Source organism: Pseudomonas sp. Q11, from assembly GCF_024494355.1.
GTDB classification, from domain to species: Bacteria; Pseudomonadota; Gammaproteobacteria; order Pseudomonadales; family Pseudomonadaceae; genus Aquipseudomonas; species Aquipseudomonas hefeiensis.
The window spans coordinates 231,346-248,288 of sequence record NZ_JAKNQY010000002.1 but is presented as its reverse complement, the minus strand read 5'-3'; the positions used below and the strand labels follow the sequence as shown (position 1 = coordinate 248,288).

At 61.7% G+C, this 16,943-nt stretch carries 18 protein-coding genes; 9 read left to right on the top strand and 9 right to left on the bottom strand.

All coding sequences use genetic code 11. The annotated features are described in order from the left end of the window. Nucleotides 1–15: 15 nt before the first annotated feature. Both MA884_RS03265 and MA884_RS03260 read right to left on the bottom strand, forming a co-directional pair. Nucleotides 16–1,290 carry an FAD-binding oxidoreductase gene (locus tag MA884_RS03265; protein WP_256229007.1) on the bottom strand — a complete coding sequence of 425 codons (1,275 nt, stop codon included), beginning with the start codon at nucleotides 1,288–1,290 and terminating at the stop codon, nucleotides 16–18. Between the two features lie 36 nt (nucleotides 1,291–1,326). After that, nucleotides 1,327–1,995 (bottom strand): haloacid dehalogenase type II, encoded by a 669-nt coding sequence (locus MA884_RS03260; RefSeq protein ID WP_256229006.1) that lies wholly within the window; start codon nucleotides 1,993–1,995, stop codon nucleotides 1,327–1,329. A gap of 751 nt (nucleotides 1,996–2,746) precedes the next feature. Between MA884_RS03260 and MA884_RS03255 the strand changes: the two genes are divergently transcribed. After that, nucleotides 2,747–4,207 carry an aldehyde dehydrogenase family protein gene (locus MA884_RS03255; RefSeq protein WP_256229005.1) on the top strand — a complete coding sequence of 487 codons (1,461 nt, stop codon included), beginning with the start codon at nucleotides 2,747–2,749 and terminating at the stop codon, nucleotides 4,205–4,207. A gap of 15 nt (nucleotides 4,208–4,222) precedes the next feature. Here MA884_RS03255 and MA884_RS03250 read toward each other — a convergent pair whose 3' ends face one another. After that, nucleotides 4,223–4,615 carry a GFA family protein gene (locus MA884_RS03250; RefSeq protein WP_256229004.1) on the bottom strand — a complete coding sequence of 131 codons (393 nt, stop codon included), beginning with the start codon at nucleotides 4,613–4,615 and terminating at the stop codon, nucleotides 4,223–4,225. 33 nt (nucleotides 4,616–4,648) lie between these two features. Next, nucleotides 4,649–5,575 (bottom strand): LysR family transcriptional regulator, encoded by a 927-nt coding sequence (locus tag MA884_RS03245; RefSeq protein WP_256229002.1) that lies wholly within the window; start codon nucleotides 5,573–5,575, stop codon nucleotides 4,649–4,651. 130 nt (nucleotides 5,576–5,705) lie between these two features. Between MA884_RS03245 and MA884_RS03240 the strand changes: the two genes are divergently transcribed. Continuing rightward, nucleotides 5,706–6,110, top strand: coding sequence for a RidA family protein (locus MA884_RS03240; protein WP_256229001.1), 405 nt, complete (start codon nucleotides 5,706–5,708; stop codon nucleotides 6,108–6,110). Between the two features lie 163 nt (nucleotides 6,111–6,273). On the opposite strand, the gene MA884_RS03235 is transcribed toward MA884_RS03240, so the two are convergent. From MA884_RS03235 to MA884_RS03225, 3 genes are read right to left on the bottom strand one after another with little or no spacing between them, the layout of a single operon-like run. Further along, nucleotides 6,274–6,753 carry a VOC family protein gene (locus tag MA884_RS03235; protein ID WP_256229000.1) on the bottom strand — a complete coding sequence of 160 codons (480 nt, stop codon included), beginning with the start codon at nucleotides 6,751–6,753 and terminating at the stop codon, nucleotides 6,274–6,276. A gap of 60 nt (nucleotides 6,754–6,813) precedes the next feature. Continuing rightward, nucleotides 6,814–7,059 carry a hypothetical protein gene (locus MA884_RS03230; protein ID WP_256228999.1) on the bottom strand — a complete coding sequence of 82 codons (246 nt, stop codon included), beginning with the start codon at nucleotides 7,057–7,059 and terminating at the stop codon, nucleotides 6,814–6,816. Continuing rightward, the gene (locus tag MA884_RS03225; RefSeq protein WP_256228998.1) at nucleotides 7,052–7,837 is read right to left on the bottom strand and encodes a VacJ family lipoprotein; all 786 of its coding nucleotides are present in this window, start codon (nucleotides 7,835–7,837) and stop codon (nucleotides 7,052–7,054) included. Before MA884_RS03225 ends, MA884_RS03230 begins: the two co-directional genes overlap by 8 nt. Nucleotides 7,838–8,211: 374 nt before the next feature. Between MA884_RS03225 and MA884_RS03220 the strand changes: the two genes are divergently transcribed. From MA884_RS03220 to kefC, 3 genes are all read left to right on the top strand, one after another. Next, a complete protein-coding gene (locus tag MA884_RS03220; protein ID WP_256228997.1) occupies nucleotides 8,212–8,922 on the top strand; it encodes a response regulator in 711 nt (236 codons plus the stop codon). Continuing rightward, nucleotides 8,919–10,265 (top strand): ATP-binding protein, encoded by a 1,347-nt coding sequence (locus MA884_RS03215; RefSeq protein WP_256228996.1) that lies wholly within the window; start codon nucleotides 8,919–8,921, stop codon nucleotides 10,263–10,265. The genes MA884_RS03220 and MA884_RS03215 overlap by 4 nt, the downstream gene beginning before the upstream one ends. 196 nt (nucleotides 10,266–10,461) lie before the next feature. Beyond that, a complete protein-coding gene (gene kefC / locus MA884_RS03210) occupies nucleotides 10,462–12,288 on the top strand; it encodes a glutathione-regulated potassium-efflux system protein KefC (RefSeq protein ID WP_256228995.1) in 1,827 nt (608 codons plus the stop codon). 146 nt (nucleotides 12,289–12,434) lie between these two features. Here the strand turns inward: kefC and MA884_RS03205 are convergent, their stop codons facing one another. Continuing rightward, the gene (locus MA884_RS03205; RefSeq protein ID WP_256228994.1) at nucleotides 12,435–13,298 is read right to left on the bottom strand and encodes an aldo/keto reductase family oxidoreductase; all 864 of its coding nucleotides are present in this window, start codon (nucleotides 13,296–13,298) and stop codon (nucleotides 12,435–12,437) included. Between the two features lie 100 nt (nucleotides 13,299–13,398). On the opposite strand from MA884_RS03205, the gene MA884_RS03200 reads away from it, so the two are divergent. The 3 genes from MA884_RS03200 (at nucleotide 13,399) to MA884_RS03190 (ending at nucleotide 15,642) form a co-directional block, all read left to right on the top strand. Then, nucleotides 13,399–14,307 (top strand): LysR family transcriptional regulator, encoded by a 909-nt coding sequence (locus MA884_RS03200; RefSeq protein WP_256228993.1) that lies wholly within the window; start codon nucleotides 13,399–13,401, stop codon nucleotides 14,305–14,307. 193 nt (nucleotides 14,308–14,500) lie between these two features. Then, nucleotides 14,501–14,881 carry a RidA family protein gene (locus tag MA884_RS03195; protein ID WP_047227689.1) on the top strand — a complete coding sequence of 127 codons (381 nt, stop codon included), beginning with the start codon at nucleotides 14,501–14,503 and terminating at the stop codon, nucleotides 14,879–14,881. Between the two features lie 206 nt (nucleotides 14,882–15,087). After that, nucleotides 15,088–15,642, top strand: coding sequence for a thioesterase family protein (locus MA884_RS03190; protein WP_256228992.1), 555 nt, complete (start codon nucleotides 15,088–15,090; stop codon nucleotides 15,640–15,642). Between the two features lie 68 nt (nucleotides 15,643–15,710). Here MA884_RS03190 and MA884_RS03185 read toward each other — a convergent pair whose 3' ends face one another. Further along, nucleotides 15,711–16,046 carry a hypothetical protein gene (locus tag MA884_RS03185; RefSeq protein ID WP_256228991.1) on the bottom strand — a complete coding sequence of 112 codons (336 nt, stop codon included), beginning with the start codon at nucleotides 16,044–16,046 and terminating at the stop codon, nucleotides 15,711–15,713. Between the two features lie 237 nt (nucleotides 16,047–16,283). Between MA884_RS03185 and MA884_RS03180 the strand changes: the two genes are divergently transcribed. Beyond that, nucleotides 16,284–16,940 carry a polysaccharide lyase family 7 protein gene (locus tag MA884_RS03180; RefSeq protein ID WP_256228990.1) on the top strand — a complete coding sequence of 219 codons (657 nt, stop codon included), beginning with the start codon at nucleotides 16,284–16,286 and terminating at the stop codon, nucleotides 16,938–16,940. Nucleotides 16,941–16,943 lie beyond the last annotated feature (3 nt).

Here is a 16,943-nt window from a genome sequence, read left to right as displayed (position 1 = left end):
ACAGCGCCATGAAACTCAGTGCAGGTAGTCCTGCAGGCGGTAATACGCGCCTACCAGCGGCAGGAACCAGGGCTTGCCGAAATGCCCGGGAATGGCCGGCCAATCCAGCTCGCGCCAAGGGTTGGCCTCGACCTCACCGGCCATGACCTGGGCCATGACCTGCCCCATGTGCACCGACATCTGCACGCCGTGGCCGCTGTAGCCCATGGAGTGATACACCCCCCCATGCTGGCCGGCCCGGGGTAAACGGTCGGACGTCATGTCCACCAGCCCGCCCCAGCAATAGTCGATCCTGACGTGGGCCAACTGCGGGAACATCTGCACCATCGCTGCTTGCAGCACCTTGCCGCTCTTGGCGTCGGAAACGCTGTCGGACATGGCAAACCGCGCCCGACCGCCAAACAGCAGCCGGTTGTCCGGCGTCAGGCGAAAGTAGTTACCGATCATGCGGCTGGTGACGTAGGAGCGACGCGCCGGCAGCAAGCTGTCGATCAGCGCCTGGGGCAACACTTCGGTGGCGATGACGAAGCTGCCCACCGGTACGATTCGCCGCCGGTACCAGCCCAATCCACCCTGCTGACAGGTGCCGGTCGCCAGCAGGATCTGCGAGGCGTGCAGTGCGCCTTTGCTGGTGTTGACCTGATAGCCGCCGGTGCGCGCCTTCCAGTCCTTCACCGACACGCCCTGGAACACCAACGCCCCGTGACGGGCCGCCGCCTCGGCCAGGCCGACACCGAAGCGCCCGACATGCATCTGCACGCCGTTGCGCTGCAGCAGGCCACCGTGGAACTGGGCCGAATTGACCTCCGCCCGCACCTCTTGGGCGGACAGCAACTCGACGTCGGCATCGACTTCCTTGCGGATCAACTCACAGGTGCGTGCCAACCCTTCGTAGTGCAACGCCTTGGCGGCCAGCTTGAGCTTGCCGTGGCGAGTCAGATCGCAGGCAATCGCTTCCTGCTCCACCAGCGAAACCACACTCTGTACGGCGCTTTCATAAGCCAGGTAATAAGCCCGCGCTTTATCGGCGCCGAGGCTGGCGGTGAGTGACGCGTAGTCCTGGGCAACGCCGGTGTTGCACTGACCGCCATTGCGCCCCGACGCTTCGCCAATCACCCTGCCCGCTTCCAGCACCGCCACGCTGGCGCCCTTCAAGGCCAGGGCCCGGGCCGCCGCCAGGCCGGTGAAACCGCCACCGACAATGGCCACGTCTACCCGCCCGGGCAATCCGCCGAGCTGGGCACCGGTGAAGGCCGGTGCGGTATCGAGCCAGTAAGACTCACTGCCCATGTCTAACCCCTTTTCACCTTGAAGAGTGCGCTCAACTCAGAGCCCGACCAGACCGGCCAAACCGCCGATGTCCGGGATTTGGTGGTAGCCATACATAGCGTTCGCCGGTTGCTCATGGCCGCGGGCGACGAAGGCCTTGTTCTTGATCTTCATGTCGTGGGCCGACATCAGGTCGTAGCGGAAGCTGGACGAGACATGCAGCACATCCTCCGGCCCGCAGCCGAGGTTATCGAGCATGAATTCGAAGGCGGCCAGGCGCGGCTTGTAGGCCTGGGCCTGCTGGGCAGTAAAGACTTTATGGAAAGGCGCGCCGAGCTTATCGACGTTGGACATGATCTGTTCGTCCATCGCGTTGGAAAAAATCACCAGGGGAATTTTGTCGGCGATTTTCGACAGGCCCGCCGGTACATCGGCGTGAGGGCCCCACGTTGGCACGGCGTCGTAATAGAGCTGGCCTTCGCCCCGATATTCGACACCCCAGCGCTTGCAGACCCGCATCAGGGACGTCTTGATGATTTCATCATAGGGCCGCCACTCGCCCATCACCTGATCCAGACGATAAGCGGAGAAATCCTTGACGAACTGGTCCATCTGCCCGGCATCGACACGATCGGCGAACAGCTCGCGGGTCATGCTGCCCATCTGGAAGTTGGTCAACGTGCCGTAGCAGTCGAAGGTGATGTACTTGGGTCGAAGAAAGCTCATGAGTGCGGTCCTGAATTTGTTGTTGAAGGCAATGCCGAGGCAACCATTGATGCCGTTCGTGAAGCATCGGTACAACGCTGCATCACATTTTCATTACAACACCATGAGACCGTGGATAAACGGTTAAAAATACCGGCCGTTTGGTACAAACCACCGTTTTTCAGGGCTCGCCCAGCAGACTTTGCGGGATGCTCCAGACGCGGGCGTTGCACCCGTGTTTCTGTGGGTTTGCGGACAGTTATGGTGCATGCGGCGACGCTGTGAAGGCCGCTTTGCGGCAGAATCTACGCCTGGGGCGGGCAGTTTCAGCATCTGTGTTGAATGGGCCGCCGCCATCGCGAGCAGGCTCGCCCCCACAGGGTTTTGATGGGGCAGCCATCTTTGTGTTCGCCACAGATTCATTGTGGGAGCGAGCCTGCTCGCGATGGCTTCAGGCTTTCAACTCAGCCTCAAGAAAACTCACCAACGCCTGCACCCGTGCGCTGCGAATTTTGCGCGACAACGGCCCTGGCAAACCCTAAATCGGCCAGCGTCGCCGGCACTGGAAAGCTTGTCCGAAGCCGAGGGCCAAACTCTGAAACCGGTGCCGCTACGTTTTTGCCAAGTTAGCGCGCCAGATACAGCAGATTCTCCTTTGCCAAGGTCAAGAACGGCACATTTCATCAGGGCCGCTTTGTTAGCTTATTGGGCAGACACGGCATAACGATCTGCTGCCGGCGATGCCATAAAACGCTCTAAGGGAGCCCGTTGGATGACAACCCGATCTTCGAACAGCTACACCCTCGACCCGCACACAACCAGACAGCTTTATATCAATGGTGACTGGTCGTCCCCGGCCCGTGAGGCAACGTTGCCGGTGATCAACCCGGCCACCGAAGAGGTGGTTGCCCAAGTCGCCCAAGGCTCGTGCGAGGATGTTGATCGGGCGGTCGCGGCGGCGCGTGCGGCCTTCCCCGGCTGGTCCTCGACTTCGCCAGCCTCGCGCGCGCTGGTGATCGGCAGAATCCATGAACTGATCCTTGAACGAAAGGAGGCGCTGGCCCAGGCACTCTCTCTGGAAATGGGCGCGGCCATCGGTTTTGCCCGGGCGATGCAAGTGCCACTGGCCGCCGAACACGTGCGCGTGGCCCGTGATGTGCTGTCCAGCTATTGTTTCCAGAAGGTCGAAGGCGGCACCGCCATTACCCGCGAACCCATCGGCGTCTGCGGCCTAATTACGCCGTGGAACTGGCCGCTGTATCAGATCACCGCAAAAGTCGCTCCGGCCATTGCGGCGGGCTGCACGGTCGTTCTCAAACCCAGCGAACTGTCACCCCTGAGCGCCCTGTTCTTCGCGCAACTGGTGCATGACGCGGGTCTTCCTCCCGGCGTCTTCAACCTGGTGAACGGCAGCGGTGCCGAGGTCGGTGCGGCGATAGCGGCGCATCCCGATATCGACATGATCTCGATCACCGGCTCGAACCGCGCGGGCGCGCTGGTGGCCCAGGCGGCCGCCCCGACGGTAAAACGCGTGACCCAGGAGTTGGGCGGCAAGTCGCCGAATGTGCTGCTGCCAGACGCCGACTTCGACAAAGCCGTGCCACCGGGGGTGATGTCGGCGTTTCGCAATGTCGGCCAATCGTGCAGCGCACCGACCCGCATGATCGTGCCAAGGAACCGATTGGCCCAGGTCGAAGCCCTGGCTGCCGCCACCGCCAATGCGATCATCGTCGGTGATCCGCAATCGGAAGAAACCATCCTCGGTCCCATCGCCAATCAAGCCCAGTTCAAGCGCGTGCAGGCCATGATCGAAGTGGGCCTGAACGAGGGCGCAAAACTGCTGTGCGGCGGACCGGGACGCGTGCAGGGCTTTGAAAAAGGCTTCTACACGCGCCCGACTGTGTTCTCCCAGGTGGACAGCGCCATGCGCATCGCCCAGGAAGAAATCTTCGGCCCGGTGCTGTGCATCATCCCCTATGACACGGTGGATGAAGCCATCGCCATTGCCAACGACACCGTCTATGGGCTGGGCGCGCATGTCCAGGGCCAGGATCTTGAGCTTGCGCGCGCCGTTGCGTCGCGTATCCGCGCAGGGCAAGTGCTGTTGAACTACCCGGCGTGGAACCCGATGGCACCGTTCGGTGGCTACAAGCGTTCGGGCAATGGCCGTGAGTACGGGGTTCACGGGTTCGAGGAGTATCTGGAGATCAAGGCGATTGTGGGCTTTGACTAAGACCCGATACCGCGCCTACTCCTCGAGGCGCCCCGTACCCTCACGATCATGCGGGTAGTGCCTGGCGAACGGAAACGCCGGCAACCAGGACTCACGGCGCACCGTCCAGCTTTCGTAGGTGGGCACCAGTTGATCCGGGGCATCCAGCGTTCCCAGGTTCACTTCAACCTCGTCGCCGGTACGGGCGAACACCGACGAGCCGCAGCGCGGGCAGAAGAAGCGCCCGGCGTAGTCCCGGGTTTCACCCTCGATCGTCACGGCATCCTGGGGGAACACGGCAGAGGCGTAGAAGAGCGCCCCGTGATGCTTGCGGCAGTCAAGACAGTGGCAAAGGCCGACCCGGTAGGGACGGCCCGAGGCTTGGATGCGAACGTTGCCGCACAGGCAACCGCCGGTGAATCGGTCCATGGTGCGTCTCCTCTACAGTCATGCGGTCGGGTTTCATAACCTGGACCGGTCAATAACAGGCCCGTGTTGCGCCATCAACTCCACCACCCACTCAATGAACACCCGCAACTTGGCGCTGATGTGCCGGTTCGGAGGATAGGCCACGTAGAGCGGCATCGGGTCGAGGCGCCAGTCTTCGAACAGGGGCACCAACTCCCCTCGCGCCTGGTGGGGTCTGGACATGTACTCGGGTAGCCAGAGCACACCCAACCCCGCCAGGCCGGCCGCGAGGTAGGCGTTGCCATCGTCGACCGCCAGTGCGTAGCGTCCTTTGATGTGCAGATGTTCGCCGTGGTTGTGCATGGCGTAAGGGAGCGCTTTGCCGGTGCGCGCCCAGAGGAAACCGACGATACGATGCTGGGAATCTTCCAGTTCTCGCGGATGCGCAGGCGTGCCGACGCGCTGCAGATAGCTCGGTGCGGCAAACACGCCAAGGGCCAGGTCGCCGACGCGCCGGGCGATCAGCGACTGGTCCGTCAGCTCGCCGCCACGCACCACGCAATCGACATTTTCATCGATGATGTCGACGATGCGGTCGCTGGCGCCCATGTCGATCTGGATGTCCGGGTATCGTGCGTAAAATTGCGGCAATGCCGGCACCAGGATCATGGTCGCCAACGGGCTTGGCACATCCACTCGCAGTCGTCCCCGGGGCAGTGCCTGGGCGCCGGACAGGCTGGTCTCGGCATCGTCCATGTCGGCCAGCAGGCGGATCACCCGCTCGTAATAAGCGGCGCCGTCAGCGGTGACGTTGACCTTGCGCGTGGTGCGGTTGAGCAACTTGACGCGCAGCCGTGCCTCCAGTTGCTGCACCAGTTGGGTCACGGTGGTTTTGCTCATGTGCAGTGTTTCGGCGGCCTTGGTGAAGCTGCCCGCCTCCACCACTCGAACGAATGCTTGCATCGCGTCGAAACGATCCATTGCTGCCCCGGTATCCGTCAGATTGTTTGGATTTTACAAACAGTGATCGCCAAGGTTGCTCGTTTATCGTCCGCGCACAAGCCCCTAGAGTGCTCTCAACGTTGAATCCGACCTTTTGATGGAGACACCCATGACCCAGCGCGATGTAGTTTTCCCCGCCGGACGCCAGGCACTTTATGAGCGTAATCGCTATTCGCCGGCGATTCGCTCCAATGGCTTTTTATTCGTATCGGGGCAAGTCGGCAGCACCGGAGATGGCTCGCCAGAACCCGAACTGGAGGACCAGGTTCGGCTGGCGTTCAACAATCTGAAGGCGATTCTCGCCGCCGCCGATTGCACCTTTGATGATGTGGTCGATGTCACGGTCTTCATCGTCGATCCAGAGTCGACATTCGAAACGATCTGGAAAGTGGTGCCCGAATTCTGGGGCAGCGCACCGCATCCAACGCTGACAGCGGTGGGGGTGACGTGGCTGTATGGTTTTCAGTTCGAGATCAAGGTGATTGCCAGGTTGCCTGAAGCCGCCCGGGGGTGAGCTGACTGGCAGTGAGTCAGGTTGCGGCAATGTTGAATGTCCCGCCGTCTTCGCGAGCAGGCTCGCTCCCACAGGGGGTTGCGTTGGCCCACTCATCGAGACCGACACAGATCCAATGTGGGAGCGAGCCTGCTCGCGATAGCGGACTGTCAGCCTGCACCGCTCAACCTTTCAACGCCGCTTCGATGGCCGCGATGTCGATCTTTGTCATCTCCATCATGGCTTCGAACGCGCGCTTGGCGGCTGCTGGATCGGGATTGGCTATCGCGGCGGTCAGCACGCGAGGGGTGATCTGCCAGGACAGGCCCCACTTGTCCTTGCACCAGCCGCAAGCACTTGCCTGGCCGCCATTGCCGATAATCGCGTCCCACAAGCGGTCCGTTTCGGCCTGGTCATCGGTCGCGACCTGAAACGAAAAGGCTTCGTTGTGCTGGAACGCCGGGCCTCCGTTCAGCCCCAGGCATGGAATGCCCATCACCGTGAACTCGACCGTCAGCACATCGCCCTGCTTGCCCATCGGGTAGTCACCGGGGGCGTGATGAACGGCCTGCACCGCACTGTCTGGAAACGTCGCGGCGTAGAACTGCGCAGCCTCCAGCGCAGCACCGTCGTACCAGAGACAAATCGTGTTTTTGTTATTCATCCGATCTCTCCGAGAGATAACTGGACGGTAAAGTCTAGCAGTCCCTACGTCAGCGCAAGGCTACCGGACCAGTGGAGTCACCCGCTCCCCATGACTGACCATCCAGCGAATCATGCTCGCCAGCGGCACCCGGTAATTCTGGATGTCGCTCGCACCGGCCTGGTCATGGTTGTACAACTCCAGGTAGCGGCTGAGCAGTAGATGTCGACCATCCTCCGTCAGCTGCAGCTCGATCTCCCGGCAATGCAGAATGCCTCGGTCGAGGGTTTTCACTCGCCGGTGCAGCACCAATACAGGGTTACTCATCAACGGTCGCTCCCTGGCAATCGGCGTCGTCCCCCGCCACCACGCCCAACTTGCCCTGGGCGACAAAATCGGCGCGCCGCTGCGCTACCGAGTCACGAAGCGCCGCGTAGTAATCCGGTCGGGCGCGCAACGTGTCCGTCAGCGGGAGCGCCTCGGCACGACCATCGACAACCCCGCCTACGGTATTGATCGTACCCAACGTATCAACCGTGTCGCTGTTGCTGCCGAACGGATCGACCGCAGAACTCAGCAGTCTGCCCGTTGCGTCGCGCAGGCTGGACGTTCCCAGTAGCGGCAGTTCGACGATCGGCCCGGGAGCGATGTTCCAGGCGCCGAACGTCTGGCCGAAATCGGCCTTGTGTCGCTCGATACCCAGTTTGCCCGACACATCGATCAGCCCGACGATGCCTGCGGTGGTGTTGATGACGAAGCGACCCAGGGTGTTGACCGAGCGCTGGGCGTTGCCTTGCAGCAGATCGTTGATGAAGACCTTGGGCTCACCGAAGTTCGCGACGAAGTTATGGACCCCAGTCTGCACCACGTCCGGAAGCTTGAGATAACCACGGGCAACCGGGGCCAGCGCATAGTCATCGACAGTCCGGTTGAAGGCGAAGATGCCCCGGTTGACCGGCTCTGCCGGATCATCGACGGTGTAGCTCGCACGTTCACAACTGCCAGGGGTTGCAGCGGGCGTGCTGGTGCAGCCACCGGCGAATGCCACGAGTCCTACGACAACAGTGCAACGGACAAACAGCGCAACGGGCTTGGTGATCGGCATACAAGGCTATCTCGGCAAGGGATGGGGCGATACCGGTCAGTTAGGAGAAACACAGCCGTGCACAAATCCCGTGGCGAGGGAGCTTGCTCCCGCTGGGTTGCGAAGCGACCCTGGTTTTTTGGGACTGCTGCGCAGTCCAGCGGGAGCAAGCTCCCTCGCCACAAGGGTTAACCATGGCCCCGGTCCAAACAGGGTTCAGCGTTGGGCTGGCTACTTTTAACTGACTGACATAGGGCGATCCTGCCCTTGTTTTTTTGCCTGAAGATTTCCACAACATTGCCCGTCGGCAACTTTATTACCAAGTTGAAATATATGACGCAGGCCCCGGATTGACCCTAGTATCCCCTCTGTATTCATTGCCCTGCGTGCCCACTGTGAGCCATCTATTACTGGTGGACGACGACCTCGAAGTCCTCGCCCTCTTGCGTAAATTCCTCGAGCAACATGGCTATAGCGTCGAAGTGGCCGCCGACGGTGCCGCCCTGTGGCAGGCGGTGGCGCGTCGGTTGCCGGACCTGATCATCCTCGATGTCATGTTGCCGGGAGACAGTGGACTGGTGCTCTGCCAGCGCCTGCGGGCCGAGCATACGGTGGGTATCATCATGCTCACGGCCATGGGTGAGCTGAGTGATCGCGTCGTCGGTCTGGAGCTGGGGGCGGATGATTACCTGACCAAGCCGTTCGATGCGCGCGAGCTGCTGGCCAGGGTGCGCGCCGTGCTCAGGCGCACCGGCGAAGCCAGGGGCACATTGAACAGCACCTCGCGTCTGATTCTGGAATTCGAAAACTGGCAGCTGGACGTCACCCGTCGCGAGTTGCGCTCACCGGACAAAGTCATGATCCCGCTGTCCACCGGCGAGTTTGAGTTGCTGCTGGTCTTTGCCGAACACCCGCGCCGGGTCCTCACTCGCCAGCAACTGCTGGACCTGGCCCGCGGCGAAACGTACGACGCGTTCGATCGCAGCATCGACGTCCAGGTCAGCCGGCTGCGCCGCAAGCTGGAGAGCGATATCACTGGCCCATCGATGATCCGCACCATTCGCAACAGCGGCTATCTTTTCAGCCCTCATGTGGTGAAGCGATGAAGCCCCGGCACTCAGCTTTCAATCGACCACGCGATACGGTAGCCCGCTGGATTGCCCTGACCACCATGCTCGCCATGCTGACTTTACTGGCCCTGAACGAGCTGTTCGGCCTGTTGGCCGGGACCTGGGCGCGCCCTCCCCTGATGGAAACCGGCCTGATGGAGAAGGTCGCCGCGATCACCCGCATCATCGACTCGGTTGCGCCCGGACAACGGCCCGATATTGCCAGGGCGGCCAGCGACCAGGCGTTCGCCGTGCAATGGTTACCCCGCCGTGAGGACGCGCGATTGCCGGTGATCGACGACCCGCAATTCAGTGAGGGCTCGGCGTTCCTGCGCAAGCAACTGGCCAGGCCCGACGCCAGGATAGAGGCCTTCGAGCCCGGCGATTGGCCCGCCGATCAGCCAGACAGACGTTACGCGGTCCTCATCCAACTGGCCGACCATTCCTGGGTGGAGTTTTCCGTGCCCTCTCGCAGTTGGGGCATGAAGGAATGGATGCGCAACCTGATCATTATCGCGCTGATTCTTTTATCGACTTTCATCGTCGGCCTGATTGCCACGCGGCACCTGGCGACCCCACTGGAACGCTTCGCCGAGGGCGCCAGGCGCTTTGGCGTGGACTTCAAGGCGCCGCCCATCCCCGTGGTCGGCCCTCACGAAATCCGCCAGGCGATCCTCGCGTTCAATGCCATGCAGGCCCAACTCCAGCACTTCGTCCAGGACCGCACGCAAATGCTCGCGGCCATCTCCCACGACCTGCGCGCGCCCTTGACCCGCATGCGCCTGCGGGGGGAATTCATCGACGACGCCGAACAGCAATCGAGACTGTTCAGGGACGTGGATGAAATGCAGGCAATGGTCAATTGCGCACTGGAATTCTTCCGCGACGAAGCTCGGCTCGAACACGCCACCGCGTTCGACCTGGCCGAACTGCTGCACACCGTCGTCGACGACTTCAAGGATGCCGGCACCGAGGTTTCATTCGAGGGCGCTCAACGGTTCGTTTACGTGGGCCGGCCCATCGGGATCAAGCGAGCGCTGGTCAACCTGATCGACAATGCGAGCAAATATGGCAGCGAGCCGGGCGTTCAGCTCAAGGCGTTCATGGACCGCGTCGAAATTCGCGTCCACGACCGCGGGCCTGGCATCGCGCCGCAGTTGCACGAGCAAGTCTTCGCACCCTTCTTCCGCATCGAGGGCTCACGCAACAAGAACACCGGCGGTGTCGGCCTGGGCCTGTCGGCGGCACGGGCGACGGTGCTGGAGCATGGCGGGACGCTGACCCTCAGGAATCGGCAGGGAGGCGGCCTGGAGGTCAAGGTGTCGCTACCGCTCAATTGACCCGGGCACGACACGCCGGCAAACAATGTTCTAAACAACACGCGCCTTCCTCGGTAGGATGTCCGGCCTTTTGACCAGGACCGACCTCCCGGAATTGCCCTGATGATTCTGATTATTTACGCCCGCGCGTCCGAGGCCCTGGACGCACAAATCGAACACTACAGCGCACGCCTGGCCTCCTGGAAGGAAGATTGATATGGAGACTCACAGCCTGATTGAACTGCTTATCTACCTGGGTTCGGCGGTGTTGATCGTGCCGATTGCCGTCAGGTTGGGCCTGGGCCCGGTGTTGGGTTATCTGCTGGCCGGGTGCGTGATCGGCCCGTGGGGGCTCAAGCTCGTGACTGACGTACAGGCGATCCTGGAATTCGCCGAAATCGGTGTCGTCCTGATGCTGTTCGTGATCGGGCTCGAACTCGATCCCAAGCGGCTCTGGGCGTTGCGCAGGATGGTGTTCGGTGGCGGCGCCTTGCAGATGCTCGCCTGTGGCGGGGCAATCGCGGTGTTCTGCGCGGCCCTGGGGCTGAATTGGACGGCCGCGCTGCTGGTCGGCTTGACCCTGAGCCTGTCCTCCACGGCCATCGCCATGCAAGCGATGAACGAGCGCAACCTGACGTCGACCGCCGTCGGGCGCAGCAGCTTCGCCGTCCTGTTGTTCCAGGACATCGCGGCCATTCCCCTGGTTGCCATGATTCCGTTGTTGTCGGCCCACGGCGACACGCCGTCAGGCACCGCCCTGGTGCTTTCGATCATCAAGATCGTCGTGGCCATCAGCGTCGTGGTGCTGTTGGGACGCTACGTGACGCGCCCGCTGCTGCGCTTCGCCGCGCGCTCGGGTCTGCGTGAGATCTTCAGCGCCGTGGCGCTGTTCCTGGTGTTCGGCTTCGGCTTTCTGCTGGAAGAGGCCGGCTTGTCGATGGCCATGGGCGCGTTCCTCGCCGGGGTGCTGCTGGCCAGCTCTGAATATCGCCATGCCCTGGAAAGCGACATCGAACCGTTCAAAGGCTTACTGCTGGGGCTGTTTTTTATCGGCGTCGGCATGTCGATTGATTTTGGCACGCTGATCAATGCACCGCTGAAGGTCCTGACCCTGACCCTGGGCTTCATTCTGATCAAATTGCTGGTGATCAAGACCGTCAGCCGGTTCCTCAACGTTCCTACCGGCCAACGCTCATGGCAAGCGGTATTGCTGGGCCAGGGCAGCGAGTTCGCCTTCGTGGTGTTCGGCGCCGCTACGCTGGCCGGCATTCTGACCGACCCATGGGGCAAGAGCCTGACGCTGGCGGTGGCCCTGTCCATGTGCCTGACGCCTTTGCTGATCCTGCTGCTGGATCGAATAGAGTCCGCTACCAGCAAAGACCGCCAGGAATCCGACCTCGTCGATCAGCAGAACCCACGGGTGATCATCGCCGGGTTCGGCCGTTTCGGACAGATCGCCGGACGTCTGTTGATGTCCTGCGGCGTCGAGGTGGTGGTGTTGGACCATGACCCCGACAACATCGAGACGCTGCGCAAATTCGGCGTGAAAGTGTTCTACGGCGACGCCACTCGCCTCGATCTGCTCCACGCGGCCGGCGCCAGCCAGGCGGTGGTGTTGATCAATGCGATCGACGACCAGCAGGACAACCTGACGCTGACCCGACTGGCCCGGGAGCACTTCCCCGCATTGAAACTGATCGTCCGTGCGCGGGACATGGGGCACCTGATCACCCTGCGGCAGATGGGCGTGCAGGCCGCCGAGCGGGAAACCTTCGAGAGCGCGTTGGCATTGGGCCGAAGTGCGCTGGTGCAGATGGGTGTCGGGGCTTACGAAGCGCGCGAGCGAGCGGATCAGTTCCGTCGTTTGAATCTGCAGATGCTGGAGGAAATCGTCGCCCAGCCGGAAGACGACCTCAAGTTCAGGCACGACGCCTACCGGCGCGCTAACGCGTTGCTCACGGAGATGTTCAACGAAGACCGCGCGCGCCCCGTCGACAGTTGGCCTGACCATCATCGAAACGAGACGGATGAGGCGCGCAGCTGATCTGTCTCCCGGCGTCGCACGCGCCCAAACTGGCGCCGATGCGATGGCCGGGCTCGAAGGCCGGATGCGGATACCGGAAGATGGCGCGACGTTGGTGCTCCAGCCTGCCTAGTGGCCTGTGTGGTTAGAACTAACCACACAGGCCACTAGGCCAACCCGTCCAACTCGGCCAGCATCTGCACTGGAATCCTCAGTTCGCTCGCCGTGAGGTTTTCTCGCAGGTGCGTCACTGACGACGTACCGGGAATCAGCAGGATATTCGGCGCGCGTTGCAGCAGCCACGCCAATGCCACGCACAACGGTGACGCCTCCAGGCGTGCGGCTACGCTCGAAAGGGTGTCCGATTGCAGCGGTGTAAACCCACCCAGCGGGAAGAATGGCACGTAGGCGATACCCTGCCGGCCCAGGTCGGCAATGAGCTGTTCGTCGTCGCGATGGGTCAGGTTGTAGTGGTTCTGCACACAGACCACCTTGGCAATGCCCTGGGCCTCCTTGACTTGCAACGCAGTGACATTACTCAGGCCCAGGTGCCGGATCAGGCCTTGGCGCTGCAGCTCGGCCAGTGCCGTGAACGGTTCCTCGATAGACGCTTGCGTCGGCGAGTGCAGATTTCCCCACACCCGCAGGTTGACCACGTCCAATGCCTCAACGCCCAGGTTGCGCAGGTTGTCGTGGACCGCACGAACCAGCTCGGCGGGGCTGTGGGCGGGGTTCCAAGAAGCATCGGCACCGCGAACGGCACCGACCTTGGTCACGATGACCAAATCGTCGGCGTAGGGGTGCAACGCTTCACGGATCAGCCGGTTGGTGACATGAGGTCCGTAGAAGTCAGCGGTATCGATGTGGTTGACCCCAGCCGCCAAGGCTTCACGCAGCACGGCGATGGCCGCCGCCGGATCCTTGGGCGGCCCGAATACCTGGGCCCCCGCCAGTTGCATCGCGCCGTAACCCATGCGATTGACCGTATGATCACCCAGTAAAAAAGTCCCTGCGTTCTGTGCCCTGCTCATCTCGTGCCCCTTGGATAAATGTGCGTGAGCCGACTATAGGCGTTGACCACTCCACTGATAATCAGGTGCAATCTGAACAGGTTGTACGGCAGAGAGAACAATGGCGACGGATATTCAAGACCTGCTGTCCTTTGTGGCCGTGGTCAATGCGCGGGGGTTTCGAGAAGGCGCTCGGGTGAGCGGTAAATCCGCCTCCAGCCTTAGCGATGCCGTACGACGGTTGGAAAGCCGACTCGGCGTGCGCCTGCTCAACCGCACCACCCGCAGCGTGGTGCCGACCGAGGCCGGTGCCCGGTTGATGGAGCGCATCGTGCCGGCCTTGGGCGAAGTCGAGTCGGCGATGGATGTGGTCAATGACTTCCGTGATCGGCCCTCGGGCACCCTCAGATTGAATGTGCCGGTCAGCGCCGCTCGCCTGGTGTTGCCCGCCATCATCGCGCCATTCCTCAAGAGCTACCCCGACATTCGCCTTGAAGTGGTCACCGAAGAAAGCTTCGTCGACATGCTCGCCGCCGGTTGTGACGCGGGCATTCGTTACGACGAGCGCCTTGAGCTGGACATGATCGCCCTCCCCATCGGCCCACGGTTCCAGCGCTTCGCGACCGCCGCCTCACCGGCATATCTGGATGCCAGGGGCAGACCGGAACACCCGAGAGACCTGCTGAACCACGCGTGCCTGCGGGGCAAATTCCCTAGCGGCGCTATGCCACTCTGGGAATATGAACGTGACGGCGAAATCGTCAGCGTCGACCCGAGTGGCCCGTTGATCGTTCGGATCGGCGGCGCGGTGGACCTGTCGGTACAAGCCGCAGTGGAGGGTTTGGGCATCGTCTACCTGTTCGAGGACTGGCTGCGGCCCTACCTGGACAGCGGCGCCCTCGTGCCGGTACTCGAACCCTGGTGGCAGCGCTTTACCGGACCGTTTCTCTACTACCCAGGCCGCCGTTACCTGCCCTCGCCGTTGAGGGCTTTCGTGGATTTCATCAATGAGAACAGAGACCACTTCTAAACAGCCGCCCCCTCCAACGAACCGCTTGTCACGCATCGACGTAGGCGTACATGGCCCGTGAAGCACACGCAATCGCAGTGTTCATGGGCAGAAAAAGGAAATCACGAAAGGCTCGACGATGGACGGTAAACTGGCCCCGCAAAGGCCGCTTGCGTGGCGAGCGTCCCATTACCCTTTCTTGAAAGAGACTTTCATGGCAAACCAAGACATCACGTTCATCCCCGACCCGGACGCCGACTCCATCTCTTCCGACGTCGCTGGTTTCGGCGGCCTGCTGGTTTCCACCCAGATCCCCACTCGCCCCGACGGCAGCCTGGAACTGGGCGACATCACCCTGCAAAGCGAATGCACATTGCAGGCGCTCAAGACAGCCCTGGAAGGCGCCGGCAGTTCCATGGACCGGGTCTTGCACCTGACCATTTACCTCACCGACATGGCCGACCGCGCGGCCTTCAACGAGGTGTACCAGCGCTTCTTCGCCAAACCCTGGCCGGTACGCGCCGCAGTGGGTGTGGCGGCGTTGGCGGTTGAAGGGATGCGAGTGGAAGTGACTGCGATGGCGGCCAAAGGCTGAGGTTGCGGCTTTGTTGAAGATTTGGCGCGGAGTTTGAGGTCAACCTCCTAGGGTGAATCCCCTCGCCACAGATTCTTGATGAGTTCAAACCCGCCGGACATGGCCCAAATGCGCGACTTGCGCGAAAACAGTCATTTGCGCACCTGGCCCAAACCTCGGCGCCTGTCTAAAGTGCAGCGTTTTCCACCCTTGCGGGCGCGCATTTTATGAATCTCTGGTTCCGACTGTTGCTAATGCTGTTTCGGCGTCCCTGGCGCAAGCCGACAGGTCCCCTGGATACCACCGTGGTGCGCATGCGGGTGTGGCCGTTGGACCTGGACCTCAACCGCCACGTCACCAACGGGCGCTATTTCACCCTGGCCGACGTAGGGCGTATGGATTACGTGCTGCGCAGCGGCGCTTACAAAGTGGCCTTGCGCAACCGGGCAGTGCCGATCGTGGGGGATGTGTGGGGCAAGTTTCGGCGGGAGCTGAAGCTGTTTGAAGCGTTCGAGGTGCACACCCGCCTGCTGGGTTGGGACGAGAAGTGGACCTTCATGGAACACCGTTTCCTGAGCCAGGGGCGCGTGGTGGGCGTGGTGATGATGCGTGGCCTGTTCCGTTCGGCCCAGGGCACGATTGCACCGCAAGAGTTTGTTCGCGCGCTGGGGTTGGCCGAACACTCACCGGCCATGCCCGAATGGCTCAGCGCCTGGTCGCAAAGTTGCGATGGCATGAGCCTTGAGCTTCGGGAGGAGGAAGGTGCTCATGCTGTTGGCTAGCGGTGACTGGATAAGATCGATCCACGCCAGCCGGCCCTGCACATCCCTCCCCCACAACGGCAGGGGTCTTACTGAACGGTGTTCAGCTTGACCACATCACCGGACACCTTGGTGGTGTAACCGGTCAGGACCCAGGCCCAGAACCAGTCTTCCTGCACTTGGGTGTTGATCATCGCGTCGCCGCCCTTGGCCAGGATCGCGGCATTCTGAGCGCGCACGAAACGGTTGTTCTGCCGGATCGGGATCATGCCGAACAGCAGCAGGCCGGTAGCCTTTGCTTCACTGTGACCGACGACGGTGTATTGGCTGCTGTCGTACTGCTTGGTTTTCATCGGGGTGCCGGTGCAACCCGCCAGGGCCAGGCCAACCAGTGCGCAGGCGACAATTTTGCTGAGGTGGTTCATTGAATACTCCATGAGAAAACGCCCGGGATCCATCTCTCGGGCGGCGCGTACTCTAACCGATCAGCATCAAATTGACATCACCCCGTTCGAGCCTCTGGAAGACTCGACGCAGAGCCATTCGTCAGGTGCCCCTGCAGCGAACCGAGCCTTCGTCGATACCATGGGCACTGTGTCACGCAAAGTCATTTCGCCCATTCCGGCTAATGAGTGATGGCCGGTTCCGATGGAGCATTGACCATGATTGATTTGACTGTCTGGAACATCACCCTGCCCGTGCAGACCCCGGCGCAGGTCGTGGCGACCAAGGCCATGCCCAAGCTGCAAAACAAGTACTTCAACCGCACCGGCGAGCGGATTATCTTCTGGGCGCCAGTGACTGGCTCCCATACCGGTAAAAGTGACTACCCGCGCTCCGAATTGCGCGAAACCACCAAAGACGGCAAGTTGCGCAACTGGCGTTACAACAGCGGCGTCAATACCCTCAAAGGCACCCTCGCGGTGAACCAGGTTCCTTCACAGGGCCGTGTAGTCGTGGCGCAGATCCACGCCAAGGATGCCCCCACGCCACTGTTGAAGCTGGTGTATCGCTACGCCAAGGGCACCGGCAATATCGATGTGGAATATCGGGTAAAACCCAAGGACAAGAAGAGCCCGGTGATCTATACCCTGCCGAAAGTGGCGCTGAACAAGACCTTCAACTACTCCCTGCAGATGGACAAGCAAGGCAAGCTCACAGTGCTGATCAACAACGTGGGCAAGCAGGTAAAGCTGGACCGTTCCTGGCAGGGCTACAACTTCTACTTCAAGGCCGGCGTCTACACCCTGGACAACGTCGGTTCGTCCAGCGAAGGCGGGAAAGTGACCTACACCAAACTGGACGTCAGCCATAAATGACTG

Coding starts and splice junctions, on each gene's coding strand:
- MA884_RS03265 (WP_256229007.1), bottom strand. CDS start 1,290: ATGGGCAGTGAGTCTTACTGGCTCGATACCGCACCGGCCTTCACCGGT.
- MA884_RS03260 (WP_256229006.1), bottom strand. CDS start 1,995: ATGAGCTTTCTTCGACCCAAGTACATCACCTTCGACTGCTACGGCACG.
- MA884_RS03255 (WP_256229005.1), top strand. CDS start 2,747: ATGACAACCCGATCTTCGAACAGCTACACCCTCGACCCGCACACAACC.
- MA884_RS03250 (WP_256229004.1), bottom strand. CDS start 4,615: ATGGACCGATTCACCGGCGGTTGCCTGTGCGGCAACGTTCGCATCCAA.
- MA884_RS03245 (WP_256229002.1), bottom strand. CDS start 5,575: ATGGATCGTTTCGACGCGATGCAAGCATTCGTTCGAGTGGTGGAGGCG.
- MA884_RS03240 (WP_256229001.1), top strand. CDS start 5,706: ATGACCCAGCGCGATGTAGTTTTCCCCGCCGGACGCCAGGCACTTTAT.
- MA884_RS03235 (WP_256229000.1), bottom strand. CDS start 6,753: ATGAATAACAAAAACACGATTTGTCTCTGGTACGACGGTGCTGCGCTG.
- MA884_RS03230 (WP_256228999.1), bottom strand. CDS start 7,059: ATGAGTAACCCTGTATTGGTGCTGCACCGGCGAGTGAAAACCCTCGAC.
- MA884_RS03225 (WP_256228998.1), bottom strand. CDS start 7,837: ATGCCGATCACCAAGCCCGTTGCGCTGTTTGTCCGTTGCACTGTTGTC.
- MA884_RS03215 (WP_256228996.1), top strand. CDS start 8,919: ATGAAGCCCCGGCACTCAGCTTTCAATCGACCACGCGATACGGTAGCC.
- kefC (WP_256228995.1), top strand. CDS start 10,462: ATGGAGACTCACAGCCTGATTGAACTGCTTATCTACCTGGGTTCGGCG.
- MA884_RS03205 (WP_256228994.1), bottom strand. CDS start 13,298: ATGAGCAGGGCACAGAACGCAGGGACTTTTTTACTGGGTGATCATACG.
- MA884_RS03200 (WP_256228993.1), top strand. CDS start 13,399: ATGGCGACGGATATTCAAGACCTGCTGTCCTTTGTGGCCGTGGTCAAT.
- MA884_RS03195 (WP_047227689.1), top strand. CDS start 14,501: ATGGCAAACCAAGACATCACGTTCATCCCCGACCCGGACGCCGACTCC.
- MA884_RS03190 (WP_256228992.1), top strand. CDS start 15,088: ATGAATCTCTGGTTCCGACTGTTGCTAATGCTGTTTCGGCGTCCCTGG.
- MA884_RS03185 (WP_256228991.1), bottom strand. CDS start 16,046: ATGAACCACCTCAGCAAAATTGTCGCCTGCGCACTGGTTGGCCTGGCC.
- MA884_RS03180 (WP_256228990.1), top strand. CDS start 16,284: ATGATTGATTTGACTGTCTGGAACATCACCCTGCCCGTGCAGACCCCG.